Source organism: Nostoc sp. TCL240-02 (genome assembly GCF_013343235.1).
Classification (GTDB): domain Bacteria; phylum Cyanobacteriota; class Cyanobacteriia; order Cyanobacteriales; family Nostocaceae; genus Nostoc.
In genome coordinates, this window is the sequence record NZ_CP040094.1 from 2,465,877 (window position 1) to 2,477,909 (window position 12,033).

4 protein-coding genes are annotated in these 12,033 nt (G+C 45.8%); all 4 read right to left on the bottom strand.

The features are described from left to right. Positions 1-60 precede the first annotated feature (60 nt). The gene (locus FBB35_RS10590; protein WP_174709601.1) at positions 61-1,377 is read right to left on the bottom strand and encodes an ABC exporter membrane fusion protein; all 1,317 of its coding nucleotides are present in this window, start codon (positions 1,375-1,377) and stop codon (positions 61-63) included. Positions 1,378-1,488: 111 nt separating this feature from the next. Beyond that, positions 1,489-2,163: an isoprenylcysteine carboxylmethyltransferase family protein gene (locus FBB35_RS10595; RefSeq protein WP_254625983.1), complete on the bottom strand. Its 675-nt coding sequence runs from the start codon at positions 2,161-2,163 to the stop codon at positions 1,489-1,491. 138 nt (positions 2,164-2,301) lie between these two features. Continuing rightward, complete coding sequence (locus FBB35_RS10600) at positions 2,302-6,495, bottom strand: non-ribosomal peptide synthetase (protein WP_174709603.1); 4,194 nt, start codon at positions 6,493-6,495, stop codon at positions 2,302-2,304. Beyond that, complete coding sequence (locus FBB35_RS10605) at positions 6,492-12,032, bottom strand: type I polyketide synthase (RefSeq protein ID WP_174709604.1); 5,541 nt, start codon at positions 12,030-12,032, stop codon at positions 6,492-6,494. The genes FBB35_RS10600 and FBB35_RS10605 overlap by 4 nt, the downstream gene beginning before the upstream one ends. Between the last annotated feature and the right edge of the window lies 1 nt (position 12,033).

Here is a 12,033-nt window from a genome sequence, read left to right on the forward strand (position 1 = left end):
TAAACGTAAGATTTATTTTGTTTGTTCTTTGAAAATTTATAGATAAAAAAGGTGTCAATTTTATGGTGATTCAGTATTAATCATGACGTTGACTTCTAAATTAGTTAGGTTAGCAACTTTTTGGCTATCTTGTGGAGACAGACGAATTTTAACTTCGACAACTCTAGTATCTGCATCCGCAACAGGATCGGTTCCTAAAGCATTTAAAACGCCAACTTTTAAACCAACTTCATCGACATTGCCTTTCAGTTCTTCGATTAAGCCACCACTGGTAACAGTTGCTTGTTGACCAAGACGAACTTTACTAATATCGGTTTCGTAAACTTCCGCGATCGCATACATTTGTTCTGTCTGGCCTAACTCGATAATTCCATCATTGCTAATAACTTCACCAGCCCATGTGTGAATTTTTAAAACTTGTCCATTTTTAGGCGATTGCACATAAGCCAAATTTAAATCTGCTTGAGCTTTTTTCACAGCAGCCTGGGCATTTTCTACCTCTGATTCTGCCACACTGACATCTACAGTGCGGACTTCTGCGGTGGCATTTAGAGTTGCTTTGGCTTCTTCAACTTCCTTTTTTAAGGTTGCTAATGTGCGATTGAAATTGGCTTGTGCTTCTTTGACTTGTTCTGTTCTAGTACTAATAATTTTCTGTAAATTAGATTCGGCTTCTACAAGTTGTTCTTGAGCAGTATTGTTTTGTAAACAAGTGCTATCTCGTTGAGAAGCTGAAACTACTCCTTTTTGATACAAAGAATTATAGCGATCGCATTCAGTTTGAGCATATCGGAATTCAGCTTGAATCCTCTTAATGGTTGCGGCTTGAGAATTTTTTTCTCCTTGTAACTGAGCTGCTAAATTGGCAATAGTTGCCCTTTGAATTGTGAGTTGGCCTTCTAGTTCTGCTCTTGTTTGTTGATATTTTGCCGTTTGAGCTTTGATATCTCCTGTTTTCGCACCTGCTTTAGTTTGCTCTAGTTTAGCTTGAGCAACATTAACTTCAGTTTTTGCCTGTTCCAAAGCTGCTTGCAGACGTTCTTGGTTATCTAGAATTGCCACTACTTGACCTGTTTTTACCTTGTCTCCTTGTTTGACAAGTAGCTTTGCAACTCGTACACCTTCACCTTGTATAGAAGTAGGAGCAGATAGCTTAATTACTTCTCCTTTAGGCTCTAGATATCCTCTAGCAGCAACTGCACTAGGACTTGCTTGAATTTTATTATTAGCTGCAATAGCCTGTTGCGATCGCTTTTGATTTTCTAGTTGATTATTTAAAACTAAATAAAACGAAGTAGCACAAGTAGCTAAAGCCGCAGCGCCTAAAATTACAACAAATCTCCAGTCTACAGGTTTTGTAAAAAACTGATATTTCATAATTTAATTTAAATCTCTAAAATCTACTTTTACAAAAGTGGTAATTTAGGAAAGAGGTGTATTTGCGAAAAGCTATTTTTTACAAATACACCTCTATATTTTTACGCTCGATTAATACACCCAAGGCAATAAACGACGAGTGCGTTTTTTATATGTCTCGTATGCATTATTAAAAGCTTGCAGCAATATTTTTTCTTCAACTCGGCAGCGAAAATCATGAGCTAAAAAGTTAGCAATTACTTGCAGTAAAAATCCCAGTCTTGGAACAATTAGAAACGAGCCAAAGAATAGAAGTTGAAAAGCGAAGTAAAGTGGATGTCTAACGAAACTATAAGGTCCTTTGGTCACAAGTTGATGACCGGGATCGATGTGGGGAAATAACCGCCAACTGCGAAAAACCCAAAAAGACCATACTTTCACAATTAATGCCAAACCAAGAATAGCAATTCCTAGAGCTTGAATCGGAAAAGTCGGTTGAAATACAAAAAATCCTAGCGCATCGGGATTTGCCCACCAAATTGCTAGCAAAATGTAAAAAATACCGTAGGTAGCACTGGTGAGAAATAGTGCTGGCGGGCCTTGAGGAGTGATGGATGACTCATTAGCAACTGGTTCTTTTGTGGAGGTGTCAACAAATGACTCTGGGTTATTGAGTTTGCGCCGTCTAATGATAGATGCATTGACAATTAGTAGCCAATACAGTGAATGAACCAAGCAGATAATGGCTTTGACATCTACTTGTGGTAGTTGTTCTGGGAAAGCCACTGCAAACTGAAATTGTGTCATTAGTTCCACAAGTTAACTCCTAAAGTAACGTGAGTTCTGTCAAATAACTTTCTAGTCTCTGCATTCTCCGTACCTCTATGGTTAAAAAAAGAGTTTTTAAACCACAGAGACGCAGAGGACACAGAGAAATTGATAGGGTTAGTTGTATCTTTCTGGCTGCCAGTTGTTCATAACTGCTAGACAAGCCCTCAATTGGGTTGCCAATGTTTGCACATCTGGTTCTCTGACCATCGTGTAGTGGTTGCCTGGAATCCAACGCACTTCCAGATTGGTGAGTAATTCGTGCCAATCTAAAGCTGGGTTGGTGGGATTTTCTGGTGGTTGGTTTTCTGCCCGCAGCAGTGTTGCTAGCCCCTCGTAGGGACGCGGTGTGTAGGATTCGATCGCTCGCATATTGCATTTGAACACCTCGAACAAGTAGTTGACTTGTTCAACTCCGGCATCTGGCGGAACTAGGTGCAGTAGTCTGGCTTGTTCTAGAATGTAGTTCAATTGTTGTGCGGTATCTAGCTGCTGCAACTGCTGCAATCTAGTAGCATCAACATCAAATCGACCTTCTAAGTCTTGGATAAACCAAGCTGCTAAGGTGGCTTCGTCCAAATCTTCGCCAGATAAGGGTGCGGGACAGTCGATAAGTACCAGCATATTGACTTCTTCACCTTGCTGGCGCAATTGCTGGGCAATTTCTAGGGCTGCAATTCCCCCGAAAGACCAGCCACCTATAGAGTATGGCCCTTGTGGTTGAACGGTGCGGATGGCTGCAATATAATAAGCCGCCATATCTTCAATAGTGGTGAACGGTGGTTGTTCTCCATCCATCCCCACAGCCTGGAGACCGTAGAACGGCTGATCTGCACCCAAGCGACGGGAGAGATCCATATAGCAAAGCACATTACCGCCAGCTGGATGAACGCAGAAGAAAGGCGGCTGAGAACCAGAGGGCTGGATGCTGACTAAAGGCGACCAAGGCACTGAACTATCTGACGATTGGCGCAGAGTCCGCGCTAAATGCTCAACAGTCCCGCCTTGGAACAACGTAGACAAGGGTAAATTCTGAGCAAAGAGTTTGTGAATTTGCGTCATCAAGCGCACAGCTTGAATAGAAGTTCCACCCAGTTCAAAGAAATTATTAGTAATACCTACCTCCGGCAAGTTCAAGATTTCTTGCCAAATTTGTACAAGTTGTAACTCTAAGCTGTCTCTGGGTGCGACAATTGCCCCTAAATCTGCTTGACTTTGTTCTGGGTCAGGTAAAGCACGGCGATCGACTTTACCGTTGGATGACAAGGGCAAGCTGTCCATAAACATGAACATTGAGGGAATCATGTATTCTGGTAACTTTTGGTGGAGGTAGCTACGCAATTCTAATGAAGTAATTGATTGCTCCTGCTCGAAAACGATATAAGCTACCAGTTGCTTGTCATCCCGTTGTTTGCCAACGGCTGAAACAACAACAGAACGGATGGCTGGGTGTTGCTGCAAGACAGTTTCAATTTCGCCTATTTCTATCCGATAACCGCGAATTTTAACCTGAAAATCAATTCTTCCTAAAAACTCGATGTTACCATCCGGCAGATAGCGCCCCAAGTCTCCGGTGCGGTAAAGACGCTCTCCCGTCCGGGGATGCTGAATAAAGCTGGCTTGGGTCTTGGCTGCATCTCGCCAATATCCCTGGGCTAAACCGATACCACCAATGTAAATTTGTCCTGGAACCCAATCAGGACGGGGTTGCAAGGCTTCGTCAAGGATGTGGAAGCTTTGGTTACTCAGGGGTTTACCGTAGGGGATGCTAGTCCAGCTAGGGTCAATTGTTTCGATAGGATAGAAAATTGACCAGATGGAAGCTTCCGTGGCTCCTCCCAAACTGATTACTCGGACATCGTTACCCAAAGAGTGAATTTGCTCCGGTAGAGTTACCGGAATCCAATCACCGCTCATCATCACCAACCGGAGGGAAGACGGTAAGCGATCGCTGCGATCGCCTGCATATTCGACTAACAATTTCATTAACGCTGGTGCAGAGTTCCAGATTGTCATCTGTTCCCGTTGGAGAACATTTAGCCAATGCGCCGGATCGCGGCTGCCTTCAGCATCGGGCATGATAATTGTACCACCAGCTGCGAGCGTTCCGAAGATGTCATACACTGACAAATCAAAGCTCAAGGAGGAAATGGCAAATACCCGATCCTCTGCTGTCACGCCAAACCGTTGATTGATATCGAGGATGGTGTTGGCTGCACCGCGATGGTCGATGGTGACACCTTTGGGTGTGCCAGTTGAGCCGGAAGTGTAGATGACGTAGGCTAAATCTTCTGGGGTTTGTATTGATGGTAAAGGTTGACTGGTAGAGTCTTGTATCAGGGTTGAATCATCAATTGTTAGCCATTTGACTTGAGTGGCGAAGCTGAGATTTGCTTCTAGCCGAGGTTGGGTAAAAGCGATCGCTACTTCAGCGTTATCGAGCAGCCAGTTAAGACGTTCTTGGGGTAGGCTGGGGTCGATTGGTAGGTAAGCTGCACCTGATTTGAGGATTCCCAAAACAGCGACTAACTGCTCCCAACCTTTTTCCATCACCACGGCTACCAACTGATTGAGACGAGCGCCTAAGTCTCGCAGTTGTCTACCGATGTAGTTAGATAGGCGATCGAGTTCGGCGTAAGTCAAAGTCAATTGAGAAGCAGCGATCGCTAATTTTTGTGGGTGTTGAGTTGCCTGTTCAACAAACAACTCATGCAACAGCTGGGTGGGAATGGTAGTGTTGGTAGCATTGACAGCTGCTCGTTGTTGTAGTTGTGCTTCGGGTATCAACCATTCTGTGGTAGTCTGCCAAGTATTGTCTGACTCAGCCAAACGATGCAGTAGCAGTTGGTAAGCATCAAACATTTGGGCCATTAAATCAGGGGGAAAAGCTTCTTCTACAGCATCCCAATTCAGGAGCAAAGCGCCGTTTTCTTCAACAATTTGGTGATCGAGGAGGACGAAAGGCGTTTGCAACAAGCCATTACAAATTACCTGCCAATCCTGCTCACCCGCAGCATTAGTTTGAGTATCGCGGTTTCCCAAACCCAAAGCACTGGCAAAGGTACAAGGCATTGCGGCTCTAGCAGTTCCCCCTTGCATCCGGTTGAGTTCGCCCAATACTTCCACACCAGTCACCGCAGTATGTTCCAAATCACTCCACAACTGCTCTTGTAAGCGTTTGGCTTGGGCGGCGAAGCTTTCGCTTTGGGTGTGGTCAACTGTCAGCAGTAGAGTAGAACTACAGTTACCTAAAACCTGATACACCTGTGGATGCAGTGGTTCGCGGTTAAAGTAGAGAATGTTAACTGTGAGTTTTTGGTTTTTGCTCCAAGTGGTGAGGATGGTGGCATAAGCAGCACAAATCGCAGCCGCCGGTGTTAGTCCCAGCTGACTGACTCGTGTTTTGAATTGCTGCCAAACTGCTGGTGCTAGTTGTCCTTGCCAACGGGTAAAAGTGGGTTTCTCAATAGCACTCGGACTTTTGGCTAGGGGCAATTCCGGGGCTGGGGGAATTTCAGATAACCTTGGCCACCAGTAATCACGAGCTTTTTGGTAGGCTGCTGTTTGACGGCGTTGATTCAGTGTCAGGATGTAATCTCGGAAAGAGAGATTCAGGGCTGGTAACTGTGCTTGGGGGTTGAGATAAAACTGATATAAATCTTGGAAGACAAACCCACCACTTAAAGCATCGCAGATTAATAAACTAATGCTGATGTGGAGTTGCGATCGCTCCTCATCCAATAACTGTACCCGCACCTCAAATAAAGGATATTTATCAAGTGACGGGCCATTATCCTTCATTTGCTGGCGCATCGCTGTTATTTGCTCCTCCGCCTCTTTTTGACCGCGTAAGTCGATGACTTCCACAGCAAAGGGAGGCACAGTTTCGAGAATCTGCTGTTGGGCATCCGGTAAAATTACCGCCCGCAGCATCTCATGACGCTCAATTAAACGTTGCCAAGCTAAATTCAATCGCTCGATGTCAAGATTAGTGACGGCAAATTCTACGTAGAAATGAGCAGACACGTTACCCAAATCGAAAAAATTGCTACCACCCAAAGCATAAGCTTGTTGTAAGTCAGTGAGCGGGAATGGCTGATAACGTTCCTCTGGAGCATGAACTAGGGTGAATTCTGCCGTTGAAATGGGCGTTTGCAAAATTGCCAGCAATTCTAACTTGTGAGCAGTCAAGCGATCGCGTAGTTCTTCAGTCAACACACCTTTGGGGGCACGAAAACGCAATTTGTCGCCTTCAGCCCACAAATACACTCCATTTTGCGTCAAATCATCCAGAAGTTGACTCGCGCTCATAGTTCGCCGTCCTCCCATTCTTGATTATTGGTAGCTAATTCAACAGGTTTAAGAGAATCGTTCCTCAACTGAGGAGATACAATTTCTTGTGTAATTTGAGTGAGTACTTGTGCAGATAACTGGGCAATACTAGGGCCTTGAATGAAGCGAATCATCGGTAAATCAATGCCCAAATCGTTTTTGAGTGTGTTCTTTAACTCCACCGCCACTAAAGAATCTAGTCCTTGGCTGTTGAGGGGCTGATGGCGATCGAGTTTCGAGGCTGGCATTCGCAGCACCCTAGCTACTTGTTCGTGGAAGTAGGTTTCTAAAAGTAGTTGACGCTCATCTGATGGAGTTGCTAAAAGTGCTTGACGGGAAAGGAAATTTGTGCTTTTTTCAGTCTCGATTTCTCCAGAGTTACTAAAGACCTCCGTCAGCAATTGAAACAAAGGCATCTTGATAACGGCTGGATTAGCACGCAAGACTTTCGCCCAATTGATGGGAATCACACCTAATTGTGCGGTTTTATCCGTTAGCAGGTGTCCTAAAATCTCTAAGCCTTGCTGTGGGGGAATGCTACTAAAACCCAGAGATGCCATGCGATCGCCCCGATTTGCCTGGGCTGCTGCTAAACCTACTTCTGCCCACGCACCCCAGTTGATACTGAGTGCAGGCAGATTTTGACTTTGCCGATAATGAGCTAACCCATCTAAAAAGGCATTGGCCGCCGCATAGTTTCCTTGTCCGGCGGAACCCAGGAGTGAAGCAGCTGAAGAAAAAAGCACAAAGAAATCTAGGGATTTATTGAGGGTGTGTGTGTGGAGATTCCATGCCCCTTCTATCTTGGGTTGCATGACTTTGTGCAACCGTTCCGGTGTTAATTGTAAGAGAATGCCGTCATCCAAAACAGCAGCGCTGTGAATTACACCCCGCAATGGTGGCATATCTTGGTCTAATTGAGCGATCGCTCTAGCTACTTCCTCAGCCTGACTGATATCTGTTTGAAGCACCTTAATTTTTGCTCCAGCAGTTTCCAGAGTTTGTAAAACTTCTAAGGTTTCAGGTGTTGGCTGACTTCTCGCCATCAGTGCCAAATATCTAGCTCCTCTCTCCACCATCCAAGTAGCTACTTGTAAACCTAGACCCCGCAAACCTCCAACGATGAGGTAGGTTGCTTGGGGGTGGAAGTTTGGTAGTTCTGAATAGCTGGGTAAATATCGCTTCAGTCTGGCAACGTAGGACACATCCCCACGCAAAGCGATTTGATTTTCTACATCGTCTGCTTGTAGTAGCTGTAAAAGTGATGCAATTTCTGATGGTTCAGGTATTGCTGCTAAATCCACCATTGAGCAACGCCAGTCTGGATGTTCTTGAGCAATGACGCGTCCCAGTCCCCACAGAGGCGATTGGGCAATACTAGGACTCGAATCTACAGGCTGTGCGCCACGGGTAACTAGCCAGAGACGGGGTGTATTTTCCCATTCTGCAAGTGCTTGGACTAAATGGAGAGTGCTGATACATCCCAAATTGCGATCGCCAAGTGGACGATCTCCCATATTGTCACCAGCTAATGAAGCTATGGTAGTCAATTCTGCTGGAGTGATATCTAAACTCCACAGATGCACCACTCCCAAGCATTCACCAGACAAAGTTTGTAAAAGTTGCTTGAAGTCATCTAAACAATTTGGCTGAATTTGATAATGCTGTGAATCCTGTTTTTGATAAGTTTCACCTGCAAAAGCCAAGATGCAATTTTCGCCTTGCTGCTGCAATTGTTGGCTGAGATTCTCTCCAATTCCCTGTCTATCTGTCAATATCAGCCAATAGCCTTGATTTTGTTCGCTGCTTCTTGGCGCTGTGTCCTTGGGTTCTAAAAGCCGTTCCCAGCTAATCTCATAGAACCAATCGCTAGAATTATTTTCACTTTGACTATCAAGTTTCTGAATACGCAAGCATTCAGCATCTAATATCCGTTGTCCTTGTTCGTTGAACAGGACTAACTCAGCAGCAAAGGCATCTGTTTCTACTACAGGTTTTAACTGCAAGTGTGCCCATAAACCTGCTGCATCCGGTTGCTGATAAATTCGGAGTTTGTCTAGACGTACTGGCAAATAAGCTCCTTCTGCCTCAGCATCAGGGTTAGCTAAGGGAGTGGCCAAAGCTATCACCTGAAAACAGGCATCCAAAAGAACAGGATGAATTTGGTAGTTGGCGATTTCTGCGTGTAAAGATGCTGGTAAATGGATGCGTCCGAGGGCTTCCCCTTCGCGTCGCCAGATTTGCTCTATGCCTTGAAAGCTGGCTCCATAAAGCAAACCTTGTTCCGCCATTTGTTGATAGTGCTGTGTGCTAGAGATAACTTCCTGACAACGGGCTTGAATTTCTGCCACCGTTGCAGAAGTAGCGGCTGTGATTTCCCCGTCGCCTCGACGCACTGTACCACTGACATGATGCCGCCATTTTGCTTGTGTGTTTATATTAGGACGGCTGTAACAATCAAATGTGAAAGTGTCTGGTGTATTTCCTGGTTGCAAGCAAATTTGTACAGTCTGAGTTTCTGTTTCGGGAATGAATAGACCTTGTTGAAAGTGCAAAACTTCTAGGGTATGTTTACCTGCGCCAAATATCTCAGCCGCAGCAGCTAATACCATTTCTACATAAGCTGACCCCGGTAACACCATCACACCCTGTACCCGATGGTCATTGAGGTAAGGAAGCGATCGCAAATCCAATTGTGTTTGCCAAATCCGCATTTCTGGCAGGTGTGCCAGACTGGGCAAGGCTTCCCCCAATAACGGCTGTCGTGATGTTCTTGGTGGTAAAGAATTGCTACCTTCTAACCAGTAGCGTTGATGTTGCCAGGGATAAGTCGGTAGTAAAACGCACCTTCTATTTTCTGGATAAAAAGCCTGCCATCGTGGTTGATAGCCCAAGGTGTAGAGGCGACCTAGTTCGCTGAGTAAAAAATAACGCTCTTGTCGCTCTCTGTGCATAGAGGCAAGGACAATTCCGGCTTTGCCTGTGTGCTGCAAACATTCTTGAATATTCTGGGATAAGACGGGGTGAGGGCTGACCTCAACAAAACAGGTGTATCCTTCATATACCAAGTTTTCAATTGCTTGACTGAATTGCACAGGCGATCGCATATTCCGCCCCCAATAAGCAGCATCCCAATTTCGTCCTTGGCTACTGGTTCCGGTAACTGTGGAGAAGAGGGGTAATTGGGCAACTTGCGGTTGCAGTCCTGCCAAAAGGTTAACCAATTCCTCGCTGTAAGGCTGCATCTGTGGACAGTGAAAGGCATAATTGACACGCAACAATCGACAGAATATTTCCTGGGCTTGTAGTTGTTGGCACAAAGTTTCTAGGGCAGTCGCATCACCAGCAACGACGGTAGAAGTGGGGCTGTTGATAGCTGCGATCGCCAAACTAGGAAATTCCTCTAGCCAGGGTTTCACTTCTTGCCAAGGCATCCCGATGGCTGCCATTTTGCCTTTGCCTGTAGCCTGCTGCATCAAGGATGCCCGTTGCACAACAATCCGCAAAGCTGTTTCTAAACTAAAGACACCTGCTACATAAGCAGCAGTGATTTCACCGAGACTATGACCCACAACCGCCGCAGGTTCAATGCCCCAAGAACGCCATAAGGCAGTCAGGGCAACTTGAATCGCTAAAATGGCGGGTTGGGCAACTTCAGTATCTTGGAGGCGAGAAATATCCTCTGGTGCTGCTAGTTCTGAGAGTAGCGACCAATGAGTGAGGGATTTTAAAATGCGATCGCACTCTTGTATAGTCTCTCGAAACACAGGCTCTTGTGCCAAAAGTTGCCGTCCCATCCCTATCCACTGCGCCCCTTGTCCAGAAAACACGAAAACCAAGCCAGATAAATCATCTGAATGTTGGTCACTCGGTACTAAGTTAGGGTGAGATTCACCTTCTACAAAAGCGTCAAGTGCTGCTATCAATTGCTCGATAGACTGACCTACCAAAGCGATGCGATGCTTGTGATGAGGACGGCGCAGACTAGTAGTATAAGCAATATCTAGCAAGTTAGTTTTACCTGGAAGAAAAGCTCGGTAAGCTTGCGCCATATCCAAGAGTGCGGCGGGATTTTTAGCAGATAGAGGTAAAAGATAATCTTTTACTGATGCTAAAGCTGGCTCTGTGGGCAAAAGCGGTGCTTCTTCCAGTATCACATGAGCATTTGTACCGCTAAAGCCAAAGGAACTTACCCCAGCAATGCGTCGTTCTGTGCCACTATTCCAGGGGGTAAGTTCTGTGGGAATCGAAATCGGCAGATTCCCCCAAGAAATATAAGGATTCAATTTTTGGAAGTGGAGATGGGGCGGAATCTGCTGATGCTGCATTGCCAGGACAACTTTGATTAAACCTGCCACACCAGCTGCTGATTCTAAATGCCCAATATTGGTTTTAACTGAACCCAAAGCTAGGGGATGATTTGGCGATCGCCCTTCACCCAAAACAGCCGCCAGTGAACTCACCTCTATCGGGTCTCCCAAAGGCGTACCTGTACCGTGAGCTTCCACATAACTGATTTGATGCGGCTTCACTCCAGCGTTAGCTAAAGCTTCTCGTAACACTGCCTGTTGAGCAGGGCCGTTGGGTGCAGTCAAGCCGTTGCTGCGTCCATCTTGATTAACGGCAGAACCGCGAATTACCGCTAAGATTGGGTTGCCATCTGCGATCGCATCTGATAAACGTTTGAGAGCGATCGTGCCGCATCCCTCACCACGGGCGAAGCCGTCAGCATCAGCATCAAAGGTTTTGCAACGTCCCGTAGGCGATAAAGCGCGGGTGCGACATAGGGTAATGTTGTTGTCGGGAATCAACATCAGACTCACCCCACCCGCTAAAGCCAAGTTACATTCACCTGAGCGCAAACTTTGACAAGCTAGATGTACCGCCACCAAGGAAGAAGAACAAGCTGTATCCAAAGTGACACTCGGACCTTGCAAACCCAGCAGGTAAGAAACCCGTCCTGATACCACACTCATACTGTTGCCAGTACTGCTGTAGGCATCAATTACAGTGCCCTGTAACCGCGAGTAATCGGCATACATTACACCGACAAATACCCCTGTACGACTACCTGATAGTTGGTCTGGTCGTTCTCCTGACTGCTCTAGGGCTTCCCAACATACCTCTAAAAACAAGCGTTGCTGCGGGTCAATAAATGCGGCTTCCCTGGGAGAAATACTGAAAAAATCAGCATCAAATTTATCAACGTCATCAACGAAAGCACCGTGGCGAGTGTACATCTTGCCAGCAGCATCAGCATCAGGATTGTAGTAGGTTTCCAAATCCCAGCGATCGCCGGGAATTTCTTGCATTGCATCCACACCATCGCGCAAGCACTGCCAAAAAGTCTGGGGATTATTAACACCGCCAGGAAAACGGCATCCCATCCCAACGATCGCAATTGGTTCTGTCTTTTTCGATTCCAGGCGGTTCAGCTTGCCTTGCATTGTTTCTAATGCCAGTAAAGCTCGTTTTAAAGGGGATAATTCCTCAACTCGCTCGTTGCTTTTGCTCATC